We start from the raw sequence: 24,393 nt of genomic DNA on the forward strand, positions 1-24,393 counted from the left end.
TGGTGATTAAGTGGCGTTTTTCCAACTAGAATCTGTTACAAGCACTATTTCCATTAAATAGGTGTCATTTATCCACTTAGATATATCAATAGTCACCGTAACTAAAATTAACGACAAAAAGAGCAGCCGCAGCTGCTCCTTTTCTGAGGGTCAGTGTTCTATAGTAACGCCGTCCATAAAGTCGATTGTATTTCATACAGCAGCTTCCAAGAGAATCTGCCTAATAACGGTCTCTAGAGAGACAGATCGCAATTTGCTCCCGCTGGCGTGGAATCAGTTGCACAAAAGGCAATCATGCTGCAAATCTCGCTCACCATAGCCCACTGGGGCAGGTCCCGCCGATGGTCTCTCTCCCTCTTACAGCCCCTGCTGCCATTTATCCAGCACGGCCTGCAGGCCGGGCACATCCAGCCCGTCCAGGGAAAAGGCCTTGCGCAGCAGGTCATGGGGGATGAATTCATCGTATTTGCCCAGGTACGGGGCTTCATCCTTACTGAGCAAGGACAGCGGGTCGGACGCAGCGGCCGTTTCCGCCAGGATTTCCGCTTCCAGCGTCTCAGCATCCGCCTTGCCGGCGACGACCATGTAGTAAGGCTCCATCGGCACGACGGAGCGCAGTCCAAGCGGACCCTTTAGGTTGTTCTTCAGCAGACGCTCCAGGGTGCGGAACTGTCTGCTGCCCGCCCAAGGCAGGATAAAGATCGAATCGCCGCCGGCCGGCAGCACCTCACGGGTCAGCAGCCCGCTCTCCTTCGCCAGCCGGCGTGCCCGCTCCAGCCGGGCGGCTGCGCTTGGCGCTAGGTATGGATAAATCGCTGTCGAGCCCAGCACCTCGCGGATCTTGGTCATGATGCGGGTATGCACATCTCCGCCTGCGCCAAGCCATAGGGTGTCTACCTTACCGCGCGAGCTTTTGACGTAGACCGCTTTGTGGCGGTTGTCGACCTCTTCGATCTTCCACAGCTTACCGGCTAGGGTGAAGCAATAGCCCGGCGGCGGCACGGTGGTAATAGAGCCGATCTCCTCGGTGCCGTTGTACACGACATGCTCCTCATCATCCTTGAACACCGCGTAGAAACGGAAGTTGTTCACGATCTTCTCGCCGGCCAGCCCGATCAGCACTGTGCCCTCATCCATCATTTCGATATGACCCATCGCGATCATATACTCCATAAAAGCATCATAGTCCGCCGGATCAATCCCGCGGAAGGAAGGCAGCGTCAATACCGCCTCCTTCAGATCCTCCGGCTCGGCTTCACCCATGCTCTTGAGGATGCTCATCGTCTGATGATACAGCAGCCCTACCGGCAGCTGCCGCACATTCAGCGGCTCGACCCATTTCTCGCGTACGTACAGCTCGATAACGGCGATGGCCCGCAGCAGCGTCCACGGCATCCGCGCGGGAAGCTGCGCCTCCTCGTCCTCCTCCTCGGGCGTGACAAAGATCATCTCGGACGCGGCATCGCCGCGCCGTCCGGACCGCCCCAGCCGCTGCACGAAGCTCGCGCAGCTGTAAGGCGCGCCGAGCTGCAGTACGCGCTCCAGCTCGCCAAGGTCAATGCCCAGCTCCAGCGTCAGCGTCGCTGCGGCAACGGCAGGGCCGGAGCCCTCGCGGAGCGCGGCCTCCGTCTCCTCGCGCAGCATCGCCGATATGCTGCCGTGGTGCACATGGAACACGTCGCGCTCCCCGCGCTTCGCGGCCACCCGCCGCATCTCGAGGATGGTCTCCTCCGCATCCGTGCGGCTGTTCGTGAAGACCAGCGCCTTCTTCAGATGCGTGTGGTCGTAGATGAACCCGTAATAGCTTTGCCGCGCCTGCTCCAGCCGCTCGGCCTGCACCTCGTCCCGCGCATCCGGGAACGAGAAATGCTCCACGCTTAGCCGGAGCTTGCGCCCGCCCTGCGGCGCGGACACCTCTACGCTCTCGCGCGTACCGGCGGCCAGCCACTCCGTCACGGAGGCATAGTCGCTGAGCGTAGCGGAGAGCCCGATCCGCCGCGGATGGCAGCCGGCCATCCGCGAGATCCGCGCCAGCTGGCTGAGCACCTGGATGCCGCGGTCGGCGCCCATAAACGCATGCACTTCATCGACGATGATGAAGCGCAGATCATGAAACAGGGCCGGAATGGCATTCGGCCGGTTCATCAGCAGGCCTTCCAGCGACTCCGGCGTAATCTGGAGCACGCCGGAAGGCTTCTGCATCAGCCTGGTCTTGTCGGCCTGCGGCACGTCACCGTGCCAGTGCCAGACCGGAATGTTGCCTTCGCGCAGCAAATCATTTAACCGTGTGAACTGATCGTTGATCAGTGCTTTGAGCGGCGCGATATAGAGGATTCCCACGGAATCGGACGGCCGCTCATACAGCTCGGTCAGCGCCGGAAAAAAAGCCGCCTCCGTCTTCCCTGAAGCCGTCCCGGAGGCGATCAGCAGATGATGCGGCGTGTCGAACAGCACGCGGCAGGCATCCACCTGGGCCTCGCGCAATGTCTCCCAGCGGTTTTTGTAGATAAACTCTTTAATAAACGGAGCAAGCCTGTAGAACGGGTTGCTGCTCATAGGTCAAACTCCGCAAGCAGGCCGTCCAGATCATTCTCATCGGTTGCATCCGGTTTAATCGTCCGCTCACCGACAAGCTTCTCAAAAGACAGCTGAGAGTGCTGGCTCAGCGTGTGCAGCAGATCCATGAAGTCACGCACGATTTCGCGCGGGGTCAGCAGCTCGTCCGCACCCAGTCTGCCCACTGCCTCTTCCATGAAATGCACCAGCTGCTCCTGGGTCAGTCTTGCTTCATAGCCGTAGTGCAGGGCATGAATATCCCGCAGCTTTTGCAGCAGCACCAGAATTTCCTCATGGGAGAGCATCTCCAGCGCAATGATCGGCCCGGTAAAATTACTTAATCCTGCCGCACCGTAACGTCCCGCAACCAGCCGTGAACGAAGGGCCTCATAGCTGAACAGGCCTCTCCGCCCGTCCTCGACAAACTGCGGCGTACCTCCGATGAAGATGCCCAGGCGCTCCGCCTTGCCCTGCATGGTATCGTTGAACATGGTCAGCAGCTTCTCATAGTTGCTCTGCCGGGAGACGCTGTTGGTAATTTTGTAGAGATTCACACCCTCGTCAATGAACAGCAGCAGTCCCTTATAGCCGATCGCCCCGGTGAATTCCGCCCAGAGCTTCATATAATCGTACCAGTTATCGTCGTCAATGATGACGCCGACACCAAGCGCCTTGCGCGCTTCTGTCCGGGTGGCGAATTCGCCCCGCAGCCAGCGCAGCGCATCCTGCTTCAGCTCATCCTCGGCCAGCTTATGGCCGTTCCAGTAAGACGCCAGCACCTTGGCAAAATCAAAGCCGTGCACTAAGCCGCGCATCCCGGAAGCGACACTGTAAATCCGCTGCTCCACCTCTTCAGCAAGCTGCGGGGCATCCGCAGTAAGCCCTTTTTCCTGCATCACAGCCTGCTGAAGACCCATAATCCATTTCTGCAGCATGATCTCCAGCGCTCCGCCGTCCGGACGGGTGCGGGTCGACAGATGGCTCATCAGCTCCCGGTAGGTTGCCAGTCCCTGCCCTTTCGTGCCCACCAGCCTGCGCTCAGGCGACAGATCGGCATCCGCCACCACAAAGTCACGGTCCATCGCATAGTTGCGGATAATCTGCAGCAAAAAGCTTTTGCCGCTGCCGAACTTGCCGGTAATCAGCTTGAAGGCCGCGCCGCCGTCCGCAATGTTCTCCATATCCCGGAGGATCGCCTCTACCTCAGGCCGGCGGCCGACAGCGATATGCTCCAGCCCGATCCGCGGCACGACCCCGGCAGTCAGGGAATTGACCAGAGCCGTTGTCATCCGCTTTGGTATTTTTAATTCACCCATTTAATCATTCACCTCATTAAATAAATCCAGCATCGGCTTCCATTCCTCAGCCAGTTCCCCGCCGTCGATCAGCAGATCACCGAGTATATTCACCGCAAGCTCATTGATCTCATCATACAGCAGCTCTGCCATCGTTCCGGCAGCTGCGGCAATTCTGTCAACCTGGGCAGTCCCGTTATCCGCGGCCAGCGCCAGCAGCACCTTCCGGTGCAGCGGAAGCAATTCTGCGCTCAGCTCCTCCCATTCTGGAGGGACACCGGTTGTCGTCTGTACAACAGCACTTTCTCCTTCAGCTGCAGTATTGTCCGCAAGCGGCCGGCGGTAATCCTGTTCCAGATTGTTCTCAGCTTCTATTAAAATCTGTTCAGGTACCAATTTCCCTGTCTCTATCTGGTCAGAATCCTGATTCAGGCGTTTATCCTGAACCATTTCCGGTTCATACTCCTGCTCCGTCAACGGCTCATCATATACCTCTACTGTCAGCAGGCTGCGGACAACCTCGGAATCGCTCTGCAGCTGCTCCAGCTTCGCCCTGTCGATCACAACTGCCGGGCCTTTGGCCTCCTGCTCTGCTTTGCGGAATTCCCGCTGCAGGTATTTGGTGATCAGCTCGTCCATATCCGGGTCTATCCGGATATCCTTCAGCCGGCCGCGGAAGCCCGTAAGCTCCCGCAGCTTGTTCTCGGTCAGCCGGAACAGGCGGGTAATCAGGCTGCGCAGCGGCAGCAGCTTGCTGATCCTCACAACAGGTACAAGTACAGAATAGCCGTATTGTGAGATATCATATACCGCGCTGCGGAACAGGTAGCGCTCCCGCATGACCGGAGGTCCCGGAGGGAACTTTTCGATCAGCCGTGCCCCGTGCTTCCTCGCGACATACGCGTCGATTAAGGCTACCACCTGCGGTATGTAGCGTTCAGCCGCTTCTTTTCCCTCACCGGCATAGAACTTGGATTTGCTGATATCATAATCGGACATCACAGTCAGAACCTCGAAGGTCAGCTGCTCCGGGGCGGTGCTGAGACAGCGAAGCAGTTCGATCTCCGCCAGATCACCGGATAATCCGCGTGTACGCGCAACGATCAGCGACAGGGGAACGTCAAGCTTGTGTACAAATGAAAAGTCCGCCATCCAGCTGCCCAGGTATTGATCCAGCCGTTTATATTGGGCCCGGTAAGCTTCCCAGATCAGCCCCAGCTGCCGGTAACCGTCATTCGGATCACGCCAGCCGATACCGTTAATCAGCTCATACACATGCAGAAAAATGTAAGACAGATCCGTCTTCGGATACCTCCCCTGTCTCACTTCATTACGCCAGTAAAAATACCAGCGGCTCTGCTCGGCGGTCATATGGCTGTAGGTCGGCCAGTAGCTTTTGAACGGGACAAGCTTTGCTTCATCTGCAGTTATATCCTCCAGCTCAGCCGCACGCTGTACGAACTCGCTCTCGGTCTCCTTCTTGGCGGGCGAAGCGGATGGCGCTACACGCGGCAGCGGAGGAGCAGACTTCATCCGGGGTTCCTTGGGCGGCACATTCCACTCTTTGGGCTGTTCCGCCTTTTGTACAGACGGCCCTGTTGAAGCCGGCGGACTGCCCTGCTCCAGATCCCACAGCTGCAGCTGCTGCGGAGCGGTTCCGTCAGCCTGTCCGCTTTTGGACGTCTTTTTTTTCACAGCGCTGTGCTCTTCAGACGGGTTGTGTCGGGATTCCCGCGGTGGAACCGCCATATCCTGTTCTGTACTCTCCCAGACCAGCTCCGAAAAATGCAGGCCCTGCCTGTCTCTCGCCATCCGTAATCTCCCCACTCGTAAACATTAGTCATTTCAACATTATATCATATGCGTGTCTGCCTGATGCAGCAGTTAACGGCTCGCGGCCTGCCTATAAAATAAGACCCTGAGCGCGCTGCGCCTCAAGATCTTATGATTAGCATCTGTCACGCGCAAAGCCGGACAATGAGAACGTTCGTTTGTGTATCCAAGAAAGAATATACTATAGTACTGCTTAGTCCGCAATAGCTGTAAAAGCGCAACAATACTAAAATGTACCCGTCTAATAATTGTATGGAAGGAGTGATCATTTGAAAAAATCTCTGTTTCTGCTGATTGCGTTCTGTCTTGCCGGCACTTTATTGGCAGTAAAGGCTATGCATGCCGATTGGGCGAACAGATTTGTTGTAAATGAAGGAGAGTCTTATGTCATTTCGGACAAACAGGTAGAAGCCCAGGAAGTGGATTCGATGATCGGCCAGGTTACAAAATATTCGGATGAGGAAGGCACTTACTCCGGTAATTTTTCGAACTGCTACCCGAAGGGGACTAAATATTACAGTATAAAAGGCGTTAACGTCAATGAGGCGATTGCGGTCAAACTGGATAATGGAACGTTTATTAGAGCGGACTATAACGGAGAATATGCCGGCGGAGTTTCATTCGACTGGTCAATGCTAGGGTATGCTGCGGGTCTGCCGCTGCTCGCCATTATGATTTCTATTGTTGTGAAAAGAAAGAAACGAAGATCGTAAAAATAATAGCCTGCCGAAATTATCCGGCAGGCTATTCGTTCTGAACGTTCTAAGTGAGCTCTGTTCCCTTTGTTTCTTTGCCAAGCACCAGCACGGCAAGTGCCCCGATGACAATGGTTACGAAGAACAGCATGAAGATGGTGCTGATGCTTACATCCTTCCCTACAAGCACTCCGACCAGCAGCGGCGCCAGAATACCGCCGATCCGCCCGAAGGAGGTTGCCAGCCCCACACCGGTCGAACGGACCGCTGTCGGGTAGAGCTCAGGACTGTAGGCATACATGCCGCCCCAGGCGCCAAGGTTGAAGAAGGACAGGCAGATCCCTGCTGCCATCAGCATGCCTTCCGTTGTTGCATTGCCGAACCAGGCGGCACTGACAGCAGTGAACAGCAGATAGATTACAAGCACGAACTTGCGGCCGAACTTCTCAATAAAATATGCGGCAGTGAAGTAGCCCGGAAGCTGGGCGAGCGTCATAATCAGCACATATTCGAAGCTCTTCACCAGGCTGAAGCCCTTCAGCACCATTACGGTCGGCAGCCAGAGGAACATCCCATAATAGGAGAATACAACAGTGAACCAGAGAATCCACAGCATAATGGTTGAGCGGCGGTATTCCGAAGACCACACCGCTGCAATCCGCTTGCCTAGCGGCACAGGCTTCTGCTTCTTCATCTCGGTGAACCGCGGTGAATCATCAATCGCCTTCCGCAAATACAGGGCGTACAGCGCCGGTACCGCACCTATGGCAAACGCGACACGCCAGCCATAATCCGGAATAATGAAGAACGCGATTAACGCCGAAGCAATCCAGCCTAACGCCCAGAAGCTCTCCAGCAGGACGACAGCCCGTCCTCTTTCCGCCGCCGGCATGCTCTCGGACACCAGCGTCGAAGCCACAGGCAGCTCTCCGCCAAGGCCGAAGCCGGCTACAAAACGCAGGGCACATAGTATGGCAAACCCTGTGGCAAATGCCGATAATCCGCTCGCCGCCGAGAAGATCAGCAGCGTCCACAGCAGCACCGATTTGCGGCCGAACCGGTCGGCCAGAATACCTGCCGCAGCAGCCCCGACAGCCATCCCCACTGAATTTATACTGGTTAAAAGCCCGATCTTTTCCGGGCCCAGCGACCACTCTTTAGCCAGCGCCGCAACGACAAAGGAAACCATTCCGACATCCATCGCGTCGAACATCCAGCTTAAGCCTGCGCTCAGCAGCAGCTTGCGCTGCTTCGGGTTACGCAGCAGCGTCATTTGACTCATCTACCCATGCACCTCTTCTCGTCTATCGGCTATGCAGCCTGTAACCATTGTTTACTCCAGTACATTCTAAATTTGCAGCAGTCAAAAATCAAGGAATAATGCGGCATTACAGTATTGTCTTGCCAGCGCCTGAAAATAACAGGTCTGCACTGAAATCGCCGCAATCATCAGCATATTGCGCACCGCATCCTTCTGGGACCGGGTAAGATGGGTCAACCTGTCCATCATTTTCTCCATCGCCCCCCTGAGGGTACTGTCTGTTTTCCATGAATATTCATTGCTGGCGCTTCGCTCGGCTACTCCCTGTGCCTGCAGCGCGGGACTGCGTTTGATGTCCTCAAAGAGCTCCGCGTAGCCGTAATACAGCTCTGCCGGTTCAACCAGATCGTCGTCGTCACGCTCAGGCTGCAGGAACAGAATACGGAAGAGCTGGCGGATGCTTTCGAAATCCAGCGAGGCCTTCAAATCGTCTATTATAAATAGAAGCGCAGCCTGATTAACGGAGTATTTCCTGCCCAGCCTGGGCGAGCCGAGATATTCCTTGAAATCGCGTTTGACCCAGTTCTGCATCGCAGTAGCTGACAAAGTGGAATATTCAATGAGTTTGCCAAGGGCGGCAATATCTGCGAGCGAGAGTCCGTTAATTCTGTTGCCTTTAATGATTTTTTGCAGAACCGGCGGGATATCGGTAGACAAAAAAGCAGTGAGAGATCTCCCCTTCCGCACTTCCTCCTGATGGAATTTCGCCCACGCTTCCTGCAGGATATGTAGCGGCTTCTGTTCACTTTTATCCGTCAGGGAGAGCAGGAGAGCAGACATTTCCTTACGGCTTAATGTGAAAGCTTGCATTGATGGCACCCCTCCGCCATTTGATTTTTCAAACGAAAGTTCGTACAATGAGTTCATATGAACTCATAATATGAGTATAACCTATTTTAACGACGAGAGGGATGGTAAAGATTTTATGGGTATAGGACTTAGTTTGACGTTGGTGGCTATTTTGATTGTATTAACCGCTTTTTTTGTAGCGACGGAATTTGCAGTAGTACGGCTTAGAGGCAGCCAGGTAAGCCAGATGGTCCTCGACGGCAAGAAGAATGCATTGGCTGTGCAGCGGGTGGCTGCCAACCTTGACGGTTATCTCTCCGCCTGTCAGCTCGGGATTACCATTACAGCACTCGGGATCGGGGCGCTTGCCGAACCGGCCTTTGAGCAGCTGCTGCTGCCGCTGTTTGACCTCGCTAATGTGAGCCACAGTGTCAGTGAACCGATTGCCTTCTTCCTGGCCTTCATCATCGCTACTTTCCTGCACGTTGTTGTCGGTGAGCTTGCTCCCAAGACAGCTGCAATCAACATTCCGGAAAAAATCGGTCAATTTACTTCACCGCTGATCATTTGGTTCTACAGAATTCTTTACCCTTTAATTTGGCTGATGAACGGCTCGGCCAATCTGCTGGTCCGTATGTTCGGTATGAAGCCGGCCAGTGAGCACGGGGATGCGCACTCCGAAGAGGAGATCCGCCTGATTCTCTCCGAGAGCTACGAGAACGGCAAGATCAACAAAGCTGAGTATGGCTATGTGAACCGCATTTTTAACTTTGATGAAATGCTGGCAAAGGAAATTATGGTTCCGCGGACCGATATGATCTGTCTGTTCACCGATAATACACTCCAGGAGAACTTTGATATCATCCGTAAAGAGCAGTACACCCGCTTCCCGGTTGCGGACGGCAGTAAAGACAATATTATCGGGATGATCAATACGAAGCAGCTTTATCTGCAATATGATAACGACCCTGATTTTGATTTCAAAAAATTGATTCTTCCGCTGCTTACTGTATCCGAGGTAACTCCGGTTAAGACACTGCTGACCCGCATGCAGGTGGAGCGTGTACATATTGCTCTGCTGCTTGATGAATACGGCGGCACTTCCGGTCTCATCACGATTGAAGATATCCTCGAAGAGATTGTCGGCGAGATCCGCGACGAATTCGACGGAGACGAGAGCAAGAGCGTGGAACAGCTTGATGAGTCCCGCTACCTGTTCGACGGTAAGGTATCGCTTGCGGAGCTTAAGCAACGGGCAGGAATTGACCTTCATGATGATGAAGTAACCACAATCGGCGGCTGGCTGTACAGCCACATGGCCGAACCTGCTATCGGCAAGAGCATGGAGCATGAGCATATTACACTGATCGTCCGGGAAATGAACAAGAACCGGATACGCAAGGTCGAAGTGGTAATCGGCGAGAAAGAAACAGACGGACTGCTAACGGAATAATTCAGTTTATATATAACTAACACAAAGGCGCCCCTGCCATGGGGCGCCTTTGTGTATTAGGATCAGTACTTTGTACCGCTGCTGGACTCTATTTCAGTCCAGAATTTTGCCCATATAATACTCATCAATCCATTCACCGTCTATGTACAGGGATTTCTTCTTCATCCCTTCAATTTCGAAGCCGCATTTCTTGTACAATGCAATTCCGCGTTCATTATGGGCCATCACAGTCAGCTCAAGCCTGACAATTCCGCTTAAGCGAGCCCATGCCTCCATCTCCCGGAACAACCCGCTGCCGATCCCCATACCCTGAAAGGCTTTGCGGATGCCGATCACAATATAGGCGCTGTGCCTGATCCGTCTCAAGTCACCGCCACTAACGGATATGTACCCGGCCAGCTCACCATCTGCTTCGGCACCGATCAGAATGGAATTAACCGACCTCTCCTTGCTTTCTATCATCTCCCTGACCTGCTGCACGCCCGTCTGCCGTTCATCCGGCTCCAGCAGCATAAAAGCAGTCTCCTCATCCAGGGAATGCTGCAGGCTGAGCAGCCTGCCGGCATCCTCCGGGACAAGATTTCTGAATAATACATTCATAAACAAGTCCTCCAATTATGTCATTCCTCTGTCTATTTCTACAGATATTTCTTATACAGCCGGCTTCCTTCACCGTCATAGCCCAGCCGTTCATAAAAACGGTGGGCTTCCTGCCTGCGGGCGTTGCTGGAGAGCATCACTTTAAGGGCTCCCCTGCTCTTTGCCGCTTCTTCGGCATGGCGCATAAGGGCGCCTCCGATTCCCTGCCCGCGCACACGTGAAGCGGTCACGACACGTTCATTAACGGCGAACGGGCGGTCGCCGCTGAGCGCATCCATGCACAGATGCAGGTGTACCGTTCCCGCCAGCTCGCCCTCCCTGTCATAAACGAACAAATAGCTGTCCAGATTTGAACGGATGGTGCTGATTCTATCCGGTGATACCCGGATGTCAGGATGGTCCGGCAGGAGCTGCCGGTACAACGCCTCAAGCGCGCCGGCATCCTGCGGTAATGCTTCTCTGATCAATAGCACCGAGCCTCCTTTTTAAGGCTTAACTGTCACCGGAAAAGCCGCTGTCAGCAGCGGCAGATCATCAGGACGTTTCCGTCAGGATCCTTGAAATTGAACCAATGGTCATGCTCGATATCGGTCAGTAGCTCGGCGCCGCTTGCTTTGACGAAATCATAGGCGGCATCAATATCCTCTGTGTTTAAATGAAAGGCAGGCACTTTCAGTACGGATTCGGACGTAAAAATTTTGCTGTCCAGAACAATTCCGGGGCCCTGCATCGGGATCACATACAAATGTCCGAACAACACCTCCCCGTCTGCCGGAATTCCCAGTAAGCTGCAATACCAGGTTCTCGATCTTTCTATGTCACTTACAGGGATGAAGACGGCACCAATCTGATTCATAATCGGACTTGTCACAGCAAGCATAGCCTCCTCTATTATCTGCAGAATTGGTTTCACAGCCTTACTTATTCGATAAAATCCGCCAATTCCCTTCCCCTTTAGTGAACCGGCTGTAACTTATGCTATAATCTTGGAGGATTACTACAAGACTTCGGGGGATTGATGGTTTGGCTAATATATCGCTCGGGCATTTAAAACTGACACCGCCCAAAATCTTATCGCTCGGCTTCGTACTGCTTATTGCAATCGGAACCCTGCTGCTGTGCCTGCCTGCCGCTTCAACAAGCGGGCGGATTTCCTTCATTGACGCCCTTTTCATGGCTACATCCGCAACCTGTGTAACCGGGCTTGCCGTAATTGATACCGGCACCCAGCTCACGGTGTTCGGCCAGATCGTGCTGCTGGTGCTTTTCCAGTTCGGCGGCCTCGGCTTTGTTACAATGGCAACGCTGATTACCCTGGTGCTGAACAAGCGTATTTCTCTGAAGGAGCGGCTGCTGCTGCAGGAATCAATGAATCAGAATTCCATGCAGGGAATAGTGAAGCTGATCCGCCGGGTACTTATCTACTCGCTCGTTATTCAACTAATCGGGGCCATGCTGTTTACAGTAAGATTTATTATGGATATGCCGGCCGGTAAAGCAGTTTATTACGGACTCTTTCATAGTGTATCTATCTTCAACAATGCCGGCTTTGACCTGTTCGGTGATGTTCACGGGCCGTTCAGCGGGCTTACCCGGTATGTGGAAGACCCGATCGTCAACATTACTTCTATGCTGCTGATCTTCCTCGGCGGTATCGGCTTTATCGTATTGTCGGATATTGTGGATTTTCCGAAACGCAAGCGCCTGACCCTGCATTCCAAGGTTGTCCTCTCCACCTCAGCAGTGCTGATTCTGATCGGGGCGGCTGTCTTTTTCTGGCTGGAGCTGAATACAACCCTTAAACCGCTGCACGCCGGCGGCAAGCTCATGGCATCCTTTTTGCAGGCCATTACACCTCGCTCCGGAGGAGTGACAACAATCGAAATTCCCCTGCTGCGTGAATCAACCCAGTTTCTCATGATTTTGCTAATGTTTATCGGGGCTGCACCCGGATCGACCGGGGGAGGGATCAAAATTACCACCTTTGCCATCCTGGTCGACACCGCCTACAGCAAAATCCGGGGCAAGGAAGACATCGTTATGTTCCGGCACCGGATCTCCAAAGATAACGTCTACAGAGCTATTACAATGACCCTGCTGTCGCTGATGCTTGTCCTAATTGCTACAATGCTGCTGTCTGTTACCGAAAGTGCTGATTTTCTGACCGTGCTGTTTGAGGCTGTATCGGCATTCGGCACCTCAGGCATTACGATGGGCCTAACCCCGGAGCTGACCACCCCCGGCAAAATCCTGGTCATCATTCTGATGTTTGTTGGCCGTACCGGACCGCTGACTTTGGCTTATGCCATTAAGCCGAAGAAGAATAAAGAGCTTTTCCGCTATCCGGAAGGCAATATTACGATCGGTTAAAAAAATGCGACCCTTGGGAGGCAGCTTCTGCCCTAAGAGGTCGCATTTTTGTGTTGTACTATTCTTCGGTATCCTCTTGAGTATCCAGGGCGGCGTCCAGCAGCTGATTGAAGAAATCATCATCGTTCTCCAGCAGCCCGTCCACTTCAAGGAACTGCTCCTCACTTCCCGGTTCACCGGCAAAGCTGAGGCTGTAATCCCACTCACTGCCCTTTTTGCTGAAAAAGGTAATTTCATACGGGTGCTTATGCTGCTCCACAGTGAATACCGTTCTTCCCACGAAGCTCTTGTCTTCCTCATGTTTCAGCTCGGCTTTGATAATTTCTACGTTCATGCTGTTTTCCTGCCTTTCTTCTGATGAATCACACCACCATAGTATAGCATTTATAACCATTATATTTCCTCTCTTTACTGGAGTAATTGACTTTTTTCATCCGGCGGTTAATAATTTAGTACAATGCTTTCCAGCACTAAAAAAAAGAATAAACTGGAGGAAAACCAATGACTGATTTTGCAGCAAAGCTCAGTAAATATGCGGACCTCGCCGCCACAGTCGGAGTCAATGTCCAGCCCGGCCAGACTCTGGTTGTAAATGCGCCGATTGCCGGAGCGGAATTCGTTCGTCTGATTACTGCCAGAGCCTATGCCTTGGGAGCCAGCCTGGTAAAAGTGAACTGGAGTGATGAATTCATCACCCGCCAGCAGTTCGAGCATGCCGCTCCGGAGGTGTTCACCAAAGCACCGACCTGGCTTGCCGGTGAAATGACTGAATTCGCCGAGAACGGAGCAGCCTTCCTGAATGTAATCGCCGAGAATCCGGATGCGCTGAAAGGCATTGATCCGGAGCGGATTGCCAACTTCCAGAAGACACGCGGAGCAGCGCTCAAAAAATACCGTGAGCTGCAGATGTCCGACAAAGTAAGCTGGAGCATCGTGGCGATTCCGTCACAGGCGTGGGCTGATAAGGTATTCCCGGATGCACCTGCTGAGGAACGTGTTGATAAGCTGTGGGAGGCTATTTTCCACACAGTACGCCTGGACCGCGAAGATCCTGTTGCTGCCTGGCAGGAGCACCTGGATACCCTGGAGCAGAAAGCGAATGTTCTTAACGCAAAAAAATACAAGAGCCTGCATTACATAGCACCAGGTACCGACCTGACCATCGAGCTTCCTAAAGGCCACCTGTGGGCCCAGGGTGACAGCATTAACGCCAAGGGACATTCGTTCGTCGCCAATATGCCGACTGAGGAAGTCTTTACAGCACCACTCAAAACCGGTGTCAACGGGACCGTTAGAGCAACCAAGCCGCTCAGCTACGGCGGAAACATTATCGACGGCTTCTCCATTACCTTTGAGAATGGACGGATTGTCAGTGTGAGCGCTGAGAAGGGCCAGGATTCTCTTGAATATCTGATCGGCCTTGATGAAGGAGCCAAGTACCTCGGTGAGGTTGCGCTCGTACCGCATAAGTCGCCGATCTCCGAGTCCAATATCCTGTACTTCAACACCCTGTTTGACGAAAATGCCTCCAATCACCTGGCGATTGGCACAGCCTATGCCTTCTGTCTGGAAGGCGGCAAAGAAATGACCGAGGATGAGCTGGTTGAGAACGGTCTGAATACAAGTGTTACCCATGTTGACTTCATGATCGGCTCAGGTGAGATGGATATTTACGGAATCCATGAAGACGGATCACAGGAGCCTGTCTTCCTTAAGGGTAACTGGGCATTTTAATTTTACAGAGACATTTAGGGGGAGCTGAACCTATGCTGGATTTCAAGCAAAAGCTGGAGAATTATGCACTGCTTGCGGTAAAAATCGGAGTCAATGTCCAACCCGGACAAACCCTGGTCATTAACGCGGATATCGTATCTGCGGAGCTGGTGCGTCTGATAGTCCGTAAGGCATATGAAGCAGGTGCTAAGCTGGTCAAAGTCAATTACAGCGATGAATTTGTAACGCGGACCCGATATGAGCTCGCGCCTTCCGAGAGCTTTCTCGAGCCGCCAAAATGGCATGCAGACGAACTGGAGGACCTTGGCCGTAATGGTGCGGCATTCCTTAACGTCGTGTCTACCAATCCGGATCTGCTGAACGGCATTGAAGCCAGCCGGATTGCAGACAATCAGCGTACTGCAGGTATAGCCATGGCTCCTTACCGTGAGATGCTGATGTCCAATCAGATCAGCTGGAGCATCGTTGCCTATCCGTCGGTCTCATGGGCAGCCAAGGTATTCCCGGAGGCGGCGCCTGAAGAGCAGGTAGACCTGCTCTGGGACGCCATCTTCAAGGCAGTCCGTGCGGATCAGGAGAACCCGGTGGAAGCCTGGAGCAAGCATCTGGGCGGCTTGAAGCAGCGCTGCGATATTCTCAACGAGCGCAGATACCGTAAGCTGCATTACACAGCTCCCGGCACGGATCTGACCCTGGAGCTGCCTGAAGGGCATATCTGGTGTCAGGCCGGTGCGGTCAACGGACGCGGTGTTCCTTTCCTCGCTAACATTCCGACGGAGGAAGTATTCACCGCACCGCTCAAGACCGGCGCGAACGGAACTGTCAGCAGCACCAAGCCGCTTAGCTATGGGGGGAATATTATCGACCGCTTCACCCTGACCCTGGAGAATGGTAAAGTGACTGACTTTACCGCAGAAGTCGGCTATGAAGCGCTGGCTTCGCTCCTCGCAATGGATGAGGGTGCCGCATACTTCGGTGAAGTAGCTCTGGTTCCATATCATTCGCCGATCTCCGAGAGCGGCATACTCTATTTCACAACCTTGTATGACGAGAATGCCTCTTGTCACCTGGCTCTGGGGGCGGCATATGCCTTCACCCTCCAGGACGGCATTCATATGACCAAGGATCAGCTTGCCGAGCATGGAATGAACCACAGCCTTACCCATGTGGACTTTATGATGGGTTCACCGGAGATGAATATCGACGGGATTACGGATGACGGCAAGATCGAACCGATTTTCCGCGCCGGAAACTGGGCCTAAAACTTAAAAGTATTATAAAAGCCCCCTGCCATTTTCCAATGGCCGGGGGCTTTTTGCTTAAATTTTAACTTTTGTTCAATATTCATTCACAATATTGTTGAATTTTATTCACAAATATGTCACAATACAAATAAGGATTGTATTGCCAATTCTTAGATTTAACTATAATAGGGAGGGAACACTATGAAAGAGTCATTGTCCCAGGAACCGGAGCGCGTGGAAAACGGGCGCACCAAGGTTCAGCCACCCACGGACGCAAGCATCGTAGCCTCCAACGCCATCAAATACACAGCCTACATCATGCTTCTATTCGGCTTCCTTTATTTCCTGATTGCCTACCTGGCCCCAATGCTGTAGAGCTGACTCCTTATATAATCGAATTAGAAAGCGCTTACCGGGATGTTCCCCGGCCGTGACCCGGCCATCAGGAACATCCTTCGTTTTTTAGATCGACAATACTTTGCTGATCCAGGCTTTCGCTTCCGGCGCCCATGCGCTGTCCATTGCCGTATGTAGCCAATCTGATGCTTCCTCTCGTGATCCCTCAAACACGTGCAGATTATTCTCCTGCATCCAGTGACCGGTTGTTTCGAAGGAGGTGCTGTTCCAGCCGTTAACTTCCCCTTCTGCATTCAACCGCGCCTTGACACCTGAGATGACGATATCTGCTGTACCCTGCAGCTCATTCAGCGCATTGTCAAAAGCCGTCTTCTGCTCCTTAGCCTTCATCTGGGCCAGTGCACGCAGTTCACGTGTTTCAATCCCCCCATTGCCGCGGATGATCTGCAGCAGGACAACCGCCTCCCTGCTGGCCAGGCCGTTGTTGTACCGTTCTTCAAGCTCCATTGAGCTGCCTGTAGTTCTGACAAAGGCCGGGAACCAATCCCGCGAAACCAAGACGGCTTTTTTGCGGATGAACTTGCCATAGCCGGCTAACCCCTCCCCGGGGAACCTGGCCCGCCATGACCAGGGATCAAGCTCTGACCCGGTATGCCAGTTCTCGGCCTTAGTTAATCCGTTTACCGAAGGATGTCCGGGAATCAGCTGGGCCAGCGGCAGTATTCCCAGCCTGCCCACTACCTTTGTCATCTCTTCATAGGTTGTTACAATACCTTGCTCTTCCATCCAGCTCATCTCTCCCTTAGGTTAGATTTCATCCAGCAGTTCTCTTGCGGCTTAATCCACGGTTCTCATACATCCGATTCCGGCAATATAAGAATCGATCAGCCGGGTCAGGCTATCCTCCAGATCCAGCGGCATCCCGAAGCCGCCCTTGTTCCTGAGTGCGGCGAAGCCATGCAGAATGCTTCTTAATCCCCTGACTGCGTGCAGTCCGCCAGTTCTGCCCAGCTCGTAGCCGGACAGAACATTGATAATTAACTGCAAGGTTCTCGCACCGGCTTCTTCAAGCTCTGCATTGCCCTGCTCCGGCGCCTGCAGCGTTGTTTCGTACAGACCGGGGTGCTGCTGCGCAAACGTAACGTAGGCTCTGCTGATAGCATGCACTGCCGCCTCCCCGCTGACTCCTTCTAATGAGGCTGACATTACGGCATAGAGCTGCTCCAGCCCGAATACAGCCAGCAGAGTACGCAGCTCCTTGAGCCCGTTAACATGATTATACAGGGACGGGGAGCGCACGCCCAGCTTTGCGGCCAGCAGGGCGAGCGTCACCCCCTCCATACCGTGTTCATCAGTAAGTTCTGCCGCTGCAAGCACCAGGGTACGTTTATCCAAACCGGCTCTGGGTGACATTTAGCGGCCTCCTTTATTCAAAGCATTCTGAGCTTGCCGGATCGCCTGCTTCATCGTCTGTACAGGTTCTTCTGTCAGCATATTGCCGTGACCTGCCGCCAGTACAGCCGGAGATAGCTCTGCAAGCTTAATGGCGCTTCCCAGTGCCAATTCTTTATGCCAGGTAGCCATCGCCGGAAAAGGAAACAACGGAATTATCGTACCAGCTACAGCTGTAGCACGGAAAGTCTGAAACGCATCTCCCGCAATCAGCGCCCTGCTGCGCTGGTCCAAAAAGGACATTGATCCAGGTGTATGTCCAGGTGTGCTAACGGCCTGCAGGGAACCGATAAGATCGCCTTCCTGCAGCAGGACATCAGGCACTGTAGTAATATTCTTTGGCACTGAACCCTTCAAGGGCATCTGCGGCTCATCAGCCCGTAATGTCCGGTCCCCTCTTAACAGATCGGCGTCCCGCTCAGAGATGTAGACTCTGGCCGCCGGAAGCTGCCTCTTCAGCTCATCCAGTGCCCCTACATGATCGCCATGGGCATGAGTCAGCACTATACGTGTGATCGGCTTCTGCAGCCCGGCTGCGGCATTCATAATTCCTTTTACACTGAACGGCATAGCCGCATCAATAAGGGTCAGCTCATTCTCCTCAACAACAAGGTAACAATTGACGGGAAAAAGCTTCGGAAACCAGGTAAGCTGCAGTAAATTTCCTGTTTGAATAACTCTCATACGGATCTCCCCCCAATAAAACTAATGATATTAGTTATAATATAAACTAATGACATTAGTTTTTCAAGTGTTATCATCGCTGCAAACAAAAAAAGCACCCCGAAGGATGCTTTCCTGCTTATTATCTATCAGCCGAAACGGCCCATAATGTATTCCTGGGTCATCTGGTTCTCCGGATTGCTAAATACCTTCTCGGTCTTGTCATATTCGACGAGTGAACCAAGGTAGAAATACGCAGTGTAATCCGAAATGCGGGCTGCCTGCTGCATGTTATGAGTAACAATAACGATCCGCAGGTCTTCCTTCAATTCCTTAATAAGCTCCTCTACCTTCCCTGTTGATACAGGGTCAAGCGCGGAAGCTGGCTCATCCAGCAGGAGAATTTGCGGGTTAACAGACAACGCACGGGCAATGCACAGACGCTGCTGCTGTCCGCCGGACAGGGCGAGTGCGGAATCCTTCAGCCGGTCCTTGACCTCATCCCACAGCGCGGCACGGCGCAGGCTGCTCTCTACAATTTCATCCAGAGCTGCTTTGCCCTTCACGCCGTGATACTTCGGGCCGAATGCAATGTTTTCGTAGATGGACTTGTAGAACGGGTTCGGCTTCTGCCAGACCATACCGATCTTCTGGCGCAGCTTGATCACATCCGTACCCTGTGCGTTAATGTCCACTCCGTCAATCCAGATGCTGCCTTTGGTCGTTGAGCCGGAGATATCGTCATTCATCCGGTTCAGTGAACGGAGAAACGTTGATTTACCGCAGCCCGATGGACCAATCAGCGCTGTAACGGTATTTTGGGCAAAAGGAAGGCTAATTCCCTTTACCGCTTCGTAAGTCCCGTAAAAAATACTAAGGTTCTCTGTTTGAAATGATTCGCGCACCGCTGCCGCTGTTCCCATCTCTTACTCCTCCTGTTTATCCCTAAATGATTGTAGAACGTGAACTCATCTTAATATTGCAACTAATTTATTCTTTTGGATGCTGTCAGCTTGCGGTAAATAAATCTGCCGAAATAACGGGCCAGCAGGTTGAACAGCAACACCATGATTACGAGAACGGCTGAAGCTCCGGCTGCGATTTGGATGGCATCCGGCGCCAGGCCTTCACTGTTGATTTTCCAGATGTGCACCGCCAGCGTTTCAGCCGGACGGAAAGGATTCAGCGGTGAGTTTGAGTGCAGCGGATTCCAGTCCGAGAAGTTCAGACGCGGGCTGCTCATCCCCGCCGTGAACATAAGTGCTGCCGCTTCACCGAAGACACGGCCTGCGGACAGGATCGTTCCGGTAATGATGGTTGGCAGGGCTACCGGGAGTAACACAGAGGTTACAATTTTCCATTTGGATAGTCCAAGGGCAAAGCCGGCTTCCTTCTGCGCTTTTGGCACCGTGCGGAAAGCCTGCTCTGTAATCCGCACCATCAGCGGCAGATTGAAGAACGTGAGTGCAATCGCACCGGACAGCAAGGAGAATCCGAGATCAAAAAAGTTGACAATCAGCAAGAGGCCGAACAGGCCGACAATGATCGAAGGGAAGGACGACAGTACTTCCACAATCAGACGGATGAAGTTCGTAAGCTTGCCGGGACGGGCATATTCCGCCATGAAAATACCGGCGCCAAGGCCAAGCGGAATGGTAATGAGCAAGGTCAGCACCAGCAGGTAGAGGGAGTTAAATAACTGCGGCCCTACCCCGCCGCCTGCGCGGATCTTCTGCGGAGCCGAGGTCAGGAAATCCCAGCTGATATGATTGAGCCCGCGTACAAGAATGTATCCCAATAGTCCGATCAGGATTGCTACAATCAGCAATGCGAAAAATACGATAAGGGTCGTGGCAATTTTGTCTGCTGTCTTCGGCTTCAAATCTTATTTCTCCTTTCGAGCATTCTTACGAGGAGGACGAATACGAACGTCATCAGCATAAGAACCAGCGCCATACTCCACAGCGCGTTATTAATCGTCGAGCCCATCGTTGTGTTCCCCATGCTGAGCGTGATGACACTGGTCAGCGTGGAGGCCGATTCAAAGAGCGAGCGCGGTACGAAAGGCGCGTTACCGATAACCATCTGAACAGCAAGAGCTTCACCGAACGCACGGGCCATCCCCAAAACTACACCGGTCATGATAGCCGGCATTGTAGTCGGGAGGATGACACGCGAGATCGTCTGCCAACGGGTGGCACCGAGCGCAAATGAAGATTCTTTCAAGTTTTGCGGCAAAGAAGCAAGCGCGTCTGCAGCCACGCTTGTGATCGTCGGCAGAATCATGACCGACAGTACAAGCGCGCCTGCAGCAACCCCGATGCCCTGGCCGGGAAATGTGTCACGCAGGAATGGAACGATAACGCTAAGACCTACAAAGCCGTATACAACTGACGGAATACCGGACAGCAGCTCGATTACCGGCTGCAGCAGCTTTTTCCCCCAGCCTGGAACAATTTCAGTCATGAACAGCGCAGCACAGATGCTGAGCGGACTGGCAATCAGTGCAGCAAGTAAAGTAACCAGGAAGGAACCTGTGATAAATGGCAAAGCTCCATAAGACGGTGTGTCTGCTTCAGGCGCCCATTTAGTGCCGAACAGGAAGTCGGTCAATTTCACTTCACCGCTGATAAAGTTGGCAATACCCTTGGACGCTACGAAATAGACCATTGAAACAATGATCACGATCAGAAGCAGTACGCAAAGGGACATATATATACGCCCAACCATGTCCTCAATATGATGTTTTTCGATCTTTTTTGTATTTGTTTTTCCCCGCAAGATGCTCCCTCTTTCTAAAGTGAAAAGAGAGGCAGAAGAGTTCCGCCTCTAATCACTTGATCTAATGGATCTTATCCTGTGTTAAAGCTTTATTTATTTCTTTGTTACGTTGCCTTCAACGTCGCGGGAAACCTGCATTGCAGAGGCAGGAATGTATCCCAGCTCAACTACATCACCGTTCTGCACTTCATCAGTCAGCATGTAATCGAGGAATGCTTTTACAACTTCATTCGGTTCGCCGTTAGTGTACATGTGCTGGTAAGCCCATACCGGATAGTCTCCGCTCACTACGTTGTCTACGGATGGTTCAACACCGTCGTAGTTCAGTGTTTTTACAGTGTCATCGAGGTAGGACAGTGCCAGGTATCCGATTGCTCCTGGAGTTTCACCGATCATTTTCTTAACAGTACCGGAGGAATCCTCTTGTACGGAACCTTGAAGGTCTTCAGTCTTTGTTCCCAGTGCAAAAGCTTCGAAGGTAGCACGTGTACCGGAGCTGCTTGGACGGTTGATGATCTGGATCGCCTGGTCAGCACCGCCAACTTCGCTCCAGTTTGTGATTTTACCGGTGAAAATATCAACCAGCTGCTGTTTAGTCAGGCTGTCGACACCTGCGTCCGGGTTGGATACTGCTGCAATAGCAACAACCGCTACCTGGTGGTCAACGAGTGCAGCTGCTTTTTCAGCATCGGCATCCTTCAATTTTTCTTCTGCAAATACGTCAGAGTTACCGATATCTACCTGGCCTTCAGCAACCTGGGTAAGACCAGTACCGCTGCCGCCGCCTTGTACTTGAATGTCAACGCCGCTGTTAGCATCCATGAAGCTTTCAGCCGCCTGCTCAACCAGTGGTTGAAGTGCTGTAGAACCCGAAGCCAGGATGGATCCGCTCAAATCTGCTCCGCTGCTGCTGTTTTCTGTAGGTGTGTTTGTCGCAGCTGCGTTATTGCCCCCGTTATTCGTTGTCGCATTGTTGCTGTTACCGCATGCCGAAAGTGCTACTACGCTAGTAAGTGCCAAAGCCATGATCCACGATTTTCTGAATTGCATTGATTTTGTTCCTCCTAAAGTTTTGTTAGCCCATGCTTTTTTTACTCACTCCGCAAAACTCGCTTCGGAAGCATAAGCTTAGGTTTTGTGTGTTTGTGTCCATTGAATCTGCTTCGTACAAAACTCACTTTGGAAGCTTCCTCTATGTTTTCTCTCCGCTTTACTCTTATTATTCTAGAGCTCGTTCGTTAGAGAAAAGTCTTCGTTTTGTAAAACGAAAGATAAAAATACTAATAGAAAATGTATATTGTTATAGATATAATCTATATTAGAGAGATAAACTAACATTTGAACACCATTTAGCCGGAGGAAATCATGAATATAACGAAACTGCAAATTGTAGTCCTGATTGAAAAATATAAAAAGGTTACAGATGTGGCCGCCGAACTCGGCTTGAAGCAGCCGACTGTCTCCTTTCATATGAAAAGTCTGGAGTCTGAGCTGGGCACTTCCCTTTTCCAATACCGCAGCGGACGCGTACTGCTGACAGATGCGGGCCGTGCGCTTTATCAGTATGCTGTACGTATTGTATCGCTGGCCGTTGAAGCGGAACGCAGCCTCAAGCAGTTCTCTTCCCTCAATTCGGGAAACCTTGAGCTGGAAGCTTCTTATATACCTGGTACATATGTTTTACCGAAAATAGTGTCCCAATTCATTAATCTGCATCCGGGAATTGATGCCGCGCTCAGCGTGCATAACGATAGTACAGTCAGGGAGCGGCTGCGCAGCCGGGATATCCAGCTGGCGGTGCTTCATATGGCGGAGAATGAAGATGAGTCGTTTCAGACGCAGGATATTAGCGGGGATGACACTGTACTCATTTTTGCTCCTGACCATCCCTTCGCCCGGGAAGCACAGCTTTCCCCGGAGGGCGTAGCCCTTGAACCATGGATTCAGCATGAACCCGCTTCCTATCTCTCCAATGCTACAGACAGCTGGGCACAATCCAATACTGTACGTTTATGGAATCATGCGGTTGTAAATCATCCGGAAGTTTATAAAAGGATGGTTATGGAGGGCGGGACGGTAGGTGTGTTTTCCTTGGCGGGAATCCGTTCCGAGCTTGCGCTTGGCAGCCTGCGCTGGGCTCCGCTTCCGGGGACTGTGCCGGCAGCACGGTTTGCCTTTGCCTGGCGTAAGGATCATACACTGACACCATTGCAGCAGGCTCTTATCGATATGGCCGCAGGTATGGATCACCAGATTAATTAATGGAGTTAATCATTATAATTAATGCCATTAACTTAATTGCAACAAAAAAAAGGAACGAGCAGGCCGCACTTTCGAAGTACTGTCTGCTTGTTCCTTTTTTCTTGCTATCTTTTTTCGGCCACCAGGGTAAAGGTTTTGGGAATGCCCTTGTCATAGACGTCCGAGGACAGATTGGGCTCTTCAACCAGTTCGCAGATAACAAGCCCGCTGCGTGCCGCTGCCGTTACCAGCTCACCCAATGTCCAGCGGCGCCAGTATACTACACTGTGCTTCACATTACTTCCGGGCTGCTGCCCTGCTGACGGAAGGTATTTGGAGTAGGATACCTTCTTCTCCTCCAGCGTGGTGTCGAAATAATCTCCGTCCACCTTGTGCTTGCGCACTTTGGCGGTGGAGCCTTTTGAGGAAATCAGCTTGGTTGTGACGGGATGAAAATCACGCAGTACAAACCGGCCTCCAGAAGCAAGCAGCCTGTTGACCGTATCCATAAACGGCGCAAGATCAGTGAAATAATGGACAATCCCCATTTCGGCAAAAACAATGTCGTATGAGCTGTTCAGTACTTCTTCGGGCAGCTTCAACACATCAGACACCATATAATTCAGCTCCACGCCTGCTGCTTCCGCCAGTTCGGCTGCATATCTGGCATTTGCCTCAGAAAAATCGGCTATACTTACCTCTGCTCCAAGCAGCCCCAGTGCTACACCCTTCATTCCGTTTGAACCCATCAGGTTCATTATTTTTTTACCGGCAACCTCACCCAGATAAGTATGAAGCGGAAATAGTCTGGCCTGCGGGTCTTTCGCCAGCTTGGCTGCTGCTTCAGCCGGTTTTCCGAACCTGCTTGTCCAGGCAGCATACGTATCCTCGTTCCATGTCTCTTCACTGGACGCAATCACAGCCTGCGGATCTTGTTGTTCATCCAAATTTTGTTCATTCATTATATTAAATACCCCTTTAAACTATTAAATTTGGTTGTCTGTATCTC

The 24,393-nt window shown here is 52.4% G+C and carries 24 protein-coding genes; 7 read left to right on the forward strand and 17 right to left on the reverse strand.

The features are described 5' to 3' along the window. Positions 1–357: 357 nt before the first annotated feature. From AC4G46_RS17490 to AC4G46_RS17500, 3 genes are read right to left on the reverse strand one after another with little or no spacing between them, the layout of a single operon-like run. The gene (locus tag AC4G46_RS17490) at positions 358–2,556 is read right to left on the reverse strand and encodes a DEAD/DEAH box helicase (RefSeq protein ID WP_491123854.1); all 2,199 of its coding nucleotides are present in this window, start codon (positions 2,554–2,556) and stop codon (positions 358–360) included. After that, positions 2,553–3,872, reverse strand: coding sequence for an ATP-binding protein (locus AC4G46_RS17495; RefSeq protein WP_491123855.1), 1,320 nt, complete (start codon positions 3,870–3,872; stop codon positions 2,553–2,555). The genes AC4G46_RS17490 and AC4G46_RS17495 overlap by 4 nt, the downstream gene beginning before the upstream one ends. Further along, positions 3,873–5,663 carry a TerB N-terminal domain-containing protein gene (locus tag AC4G46_RS17500; RefSeq protein WP_491123856.1) on the reverse strand — a complete coding sequence of 597 codons (1,791 nt, stop codon included), beginning with the start codon at positions 5,661–5,663 and terminating at the stop codon, positions 3,873–3,875. Between the two features lie 290 nt (positions 5,664–5,953). Here AC4G46_RS17500 and AC4G46_RS17505 point away from each other — a divergent pair, with 290 nt between their 5' ends. After that, entirely contained in the window at positions 5,954–6,397 is a 444-nt protein-coding gene (locus AC4G46_RS17505; RefSeq protein WP_491123857.1) for a hypothetical protein, read from the forward strand. A 49-nt stretch (positions 6,398–6,446) separates the two neighbouring features. On the opposite strand, the gene AC4G46_RS17510 is transcribed toward AC4G46_RS17505, so the two are convergent. Together AC4G46_RS17510 and AC4G46_RS17515 are read right to left on the reverse strand one after the other, a co-directional pair. Continuing rightward, positions 6,447–7,661, reverse strand: coding sequence for an MFS transporter (locus tag AC4G46_RS17510; RefSeq protein WP_491123858.1), 1,215 nt, complete (start codon positions 7,659–7,661; stop codon positions 6,447–6,449). A gap of 81 nt (positions 7,662–7,742) precedes the next feature. Further along, positions 7,743–8,510: a DUF1836 domain-containing protein gene (locus AC4G46_RS17515; protein WP_491123859.1), complete on the reverse strand. Its 768-nt coding sequence runs from the start codon at positions 8,508–8,510 to the stop codon at positions 7,743–7,745. A 115-nt stretch (positions 8,511–8,625) separates the two neighbouring features. Here AC4G46_RS17515 and AC4G46_RS17520 point away from each other — a divergent pair, with 115 nt between their 5' ends. After that, on the forward strand, positions 8,626–9,942 hold the full coding sequence (locus tag AC4G46_RS17520) for a hemolysin family protein (RefSeq protein WP_491128911.1): 1,317 nt from the start codon (positions 8,626–8,628) through the stop codon (positions 9,940–9,942). 93 nt (positions 9,943–10,035) lie between these two features. Here the strand turns inward: AC4G46_RS17520 and AC4G46_RS17525 are convergent, their stop codons facing one another. From AC4G46_RS17525 to AC4G46_RS17535, 3 genes are read right to left on the reverse strand one after another with little or no spacing between them, the layout of a single operon-like run. Then, a complete protein-coding gene (locus AC4G46_RS17525) occupies positions 10,036–10,542 on the reverse strand; it encodes a GNAT family N-acetyltransferase (protein ID WP_491123860.1) in 507 nt (168 codons plus the stop codon). Between the two features lie 38 nt (positions 10,543–10,580). Continuing rightward, positions 10,581–11,015, reverse strand: coding sequence for a GNAT family N-acetyltransferase (locus tag AC4G46_RS17530; RefSeq protein WP_491123861.1), 435 nt, complete (start codon positions 11,013–11,015; stop codon positions 10,581–10,583). Positions 11,016–11,059: 44 nt separating this feature from the next. Then, on the reverse strand, positions 11,060–11,413 hold the full coding sequence (locus AC4G46_RS17535; protein WP_491123862.1) for a VOC family protein: 354 nt from the start codon (positions 11,411–11,413) through the stop codon (positions 11,060–11,062). Between the two features lie 152 nt (positions 11,414–11,565). Here AC4G46_RS17535 and AC4G46_RS17540 point away from each other — a divergent pair, with 152 nt between their 5' ends. Beyond that, positions 11,566–12,912 (forward strand): TrkH family potassium uptake protein, encoded by a 1,347-nt coding sequence (locus AC4G46_RS17540; RefSeq protein ID WP_491123863.1) that lies wholly within the window; start codon positions 11,566–11,568, stop codon positions 12,910–12,912. Positions 12,913–12,970: 58 nt separating this feature from the next. Here the strand turns inward: AC4G46_RS17540 and AC4G46_RS17545 are convergent, their stop codons facing one another. Continuing rightward, positions 12,971–13,246, reverse strand: coding sequence for a hypothetical protein (locus tag AC4G46_RS17545; RefSeq protein ID WP_491123864.1), 276 nt, complete (start codon positions 13,244–13,246; stop codon positions 12,971–12,973). Between the two features lie 167 nt (positions 13,247–13,413). Between AC4G46_RS17545 and AC4G46_RS17550 the strand changes: the two genes are divergently transcribed. The 3 genes from AC4G46_RS17550 (at position 13,414) to AC4G46_RS17560 (ending at position 16,265) form a co-directional block, all read left to right on the forward strand. Further along, positions 13,414–14,646, forward strand: coding sequence for an aminopeptidase (locus tag AC4G46_RS17550; protein WP_491123865.1), 1,233 nt, complete (start codon positions 13,414–13,416; stop codon positions 14,644–14,646). A 32-nt stretch (positions 14,647–14,678) separates the two neighbouring features. After that, a complete protein-coding gene (locus tag AC4G46_RS17555) occupies positions 14,679–15,908 on the forward strand; it encodes an aminopeptidase (RefSeq protein WP_491123866.1) in 1,230 nt (409 codons plus the stop codon). A gap of 183 nt (positions 15,909–16,091) precedes the next feature. Beyond that, positions 16,092–16,265, forward strand: a complete 174-nt coding sequence (locus tag AC4G46_RS17560; protein ID WP_491123867.1) for a hypothetical protein — start codon at positions 16,092–16,094, stop codon at positions 16,263–16,265. Between the two features lie 87 nt (positions 16,266–16,352). On the opposite strand, the gene AC4G46_RS17565 is transcribed toward AC4G46_RS17560, so the two are convergent. The 7 genes from AC4G46_RS17565 to AC4G46_RS17595 all read right to left on the reverse strand — a co-directional run bounded on the left by AC4G46_RS17565 (position 16,353) and on the right by AC4G46_RS17595 (position 22,193). Continuing rightward, on the reverse strand, positions 16,353–17,033 hold the full coding sequence (locus AC4G46_RS17565; protein WP_491123868.1) for an AlkZ-related protein: 681 nt from the start codon (positions 17,031–17,033) through the stop codon (positions 16,353–16,355). A gap of 51 nt (positions 17,034–17,084) precedes the next feature. Further along, a complete protein-coding gene (locus AC4G46_RS17570; protein WP_491123869.1) occupies positions 17,085–17,660 on the reverse strand; it encodes a TetR/AcrR family transcriptional regulator in 576 nt (191 codons plus the stop codon). Next, the gene (locus tag AC4G46_RS17575; RefSeq protein WP_491123870.1) at positions 17,661–18,383 is read right to left on the reverse strand and encodes an MBL fold metallo-hydrolase; all 723 of its coding nucleotides are present in this window, start codon (positions 18,381–18,383) and stop codon (positions 17,661–17,663) included. It lies immediately after the preceding gene. Positions 18,384–18,511: 128 nt separating this feature from the next. Beyond that, positions 18,512–19,285 (reverse strand): phosphate ABC transporter ATP-binding protein PstB, encoded by a 774-nt coding sequence (gene pstB / locus AC4G46_RS17580; RefSeq protein ID WP_068725196.1) that lies wholly within the window; start codon positions 19,283–19,285, stop codon positions 18,512–18,514. 62 nt (positions 19,286–19,347) lie between these two features. Further along, entirely contained in the window at positions 19,348–20,244 is an 897-nt protein-coding gene (gene pstA / locus AC4G46_RS17585) for a phosphate ABC transporter permease PstA (RefSeq protein WP_068725194.1), read from the reverse strand. After that, entirely contained in the window at positions 20,241–21,092 is an 852-nt protein-coding gene (gene pstC, locus AC4G46_RS17590) for a phosphate ABC transporter permease subunit PstC (RefSeq protein ID WP_277815818.1), read from the reverse strand. The genes pstA and pstC overlap by 4 nt, the downstream gene beginning before the upstream one ends. Before the next feature lie 144 nt (positions 21,093–21,236). After that, entirely contained in the window at positions 21,237–22,193 is a 957-nt protein-coding gene (locus tag AC4G46_RS17595; protein WP_491123871.1) for a phosphate ABC transporter substrate-binding protein PstS family protein, read from the reverse strand. Between the two features lie 315 nt (positions 22,194–22,508). Between AC4G46_RS17595 and AC4G46_RS17600 the strand changes: the two genes are divergently transcribed. Continuing rightward, a complete protein-coding gene (locus AC4G46_RS17600; protein WP_491123872.1) occupies positions 22,509–23,405 on the forward strand; it encodes a LysR family transcriptional regulator in 897 nt (298 codons plus the stop codon). A gap of 104 nt (positions 23,406–23,509) precedes the next feature. Here AC4G46_RS17600 and AC4G46_RS17605 read toward each other — a convergent pair whose 3' ends face one another. Next, entirely contained in the window at positions 23,510–24,346 is an 837-nt protein-coding gene (locus tag AC4G46_RS17605; RefSeq protein ID WP_491123873.1) for a class I SAM-dependent methyltransferase, read from the reverse strand. Positions 24,347–24,393 lie beyond the last annotated feature (47 nt).

This window comes from Paenibacillus sp. fava2 (assembly GCF_058313675.1).

Coding starts and splice junctions, on each gene's coding strand:
- AC4G46_RS17560 (WP_491123867.1), top strand. CDS start 16,092: ATGAAAGAGTCATTGTCCCAGGAACCGGAGCGCGTGGAAAACGGGCGC.
- pstB (WP_068725196.1), bottom strand. CDS start 19,285: ATGGGAACAGCGGCAGCGGTGCGCGAATCATTTCAAACAGAGAACCTT.
- AC4G46_RS17500 (WP_491123856.1), bottom strand. CDS start 5,663: ATGGCGAGAGACAGGCAGGGCCTGCATTTTTCGGAGCTGGTCTGGGAG.
- AC4G46_RS17565 (WP_491123868.1), bottom strand. CDS start 17,033: ATGGAAGAGCAAGGTATTGTAACAACCTATGAAGAGATGACAAAGGTA.
- pstC (WP_277815818.1), bottom strand. CDS start 21,092: ATGGTTGGGCGTATATATATGTCCCTTTGCGTACTGCTTCTGATCGTG.
- AC4G46_RS17495 (WP_491123855.1), bottom strand. CDS start 3,872: ATGGGTGAATTAAAAATACCAAAGCGGATGACAACGGCTCTGGTCAAT.
- AC4G46_RS17520 (WP_491128911.1), top strand. CDS start 8,626: ATGGGTATAGGACTTAGTTTGACGTTGGTGGCTATTTTGATTGTATTA.
- AC4G46_RS17575 (WP_491123870.1), bottom strand. CDS start 18,383: ATGAGAGTTATTCAAACAGGAAATTTACTGCAGCTTACCTGGTTTCCG.
- AC4G46_RS17595 (WP_491123871.1), bottom strand. CDS start 22,193: ATGCAATTCAGAAAATCGTGGATCATGGCTTTGGCACTTACTAGCGTA.
- AC4G46_RS17605 (WP_491123873.1), bottom strand. CDS start 24,346: ATGAATGAACAAAATTTGGATGAACAACAAGATCCGCAGGCTGTGATT.
- AC4G46_RS17570 (WP_491123869.1), bottom strand. CDS start 17,660: ATGTCACCCAGAGCCGGTTTGGATAAACGTACCCTGGTGCTTGCAGCG.
- AC4G46_RS17600 (WP_491123872.1), top strand. CDS start 22,509: ATGAATATAACGAAACTGCAAATTGTAGTCCTGATTGAAAAATATAAA.
- AC4G46_RS17550 (WP_491123865.1), top strand. CDS start 13,414: ATGACTGATTTTGCAGCAAAGCTCAGTAAATATGCGGACCTCGCCGCC.
- AC4G46_RS17510 (WP_491123858.1), bottom strand. CDS start 7,661: ATGAGTCAAATGACGCTGCTGCGTAACCCGAAGCAGCGCAAGCTGCTG.
- AC4G46_RS17545 (WP_491123864.1), bottom strand. CDS start 13,246: ATGAACGTAGAAATTATCAAAGCCGAGCTGAAACATGAGGAAGACAAG.
- AC4G46_RS17555 (WP_491123866.1), top strand. CDS start 14,679: ATGCTGGATTTCAAGCAAAAGCTGGAGAATTATGCACTGCTTGCGGTA.
- AC4G46_RS17525 (WP_491123860.1), bottom strand. CDS start 10,542: ATGAATGTATTATTCAGAAATCTTGTCCCGGAGGATGCCGGCAGGCTG.
- AC4G46_RS17490 (WP_491123854.1), bottom strand. CDS start 2,556: ATGAGCAGCAACCCGTTCTACAGGCTTGCTCCGTTTATTAAAGAGTTT.
- AC4G46_RS17515 (WP_491123859.1), bottom strand. CDS start 8,510: ATGCAAGCTTTCACATTAAGCCGTAAGGAAATGTCTGCTCTCCTGCTC.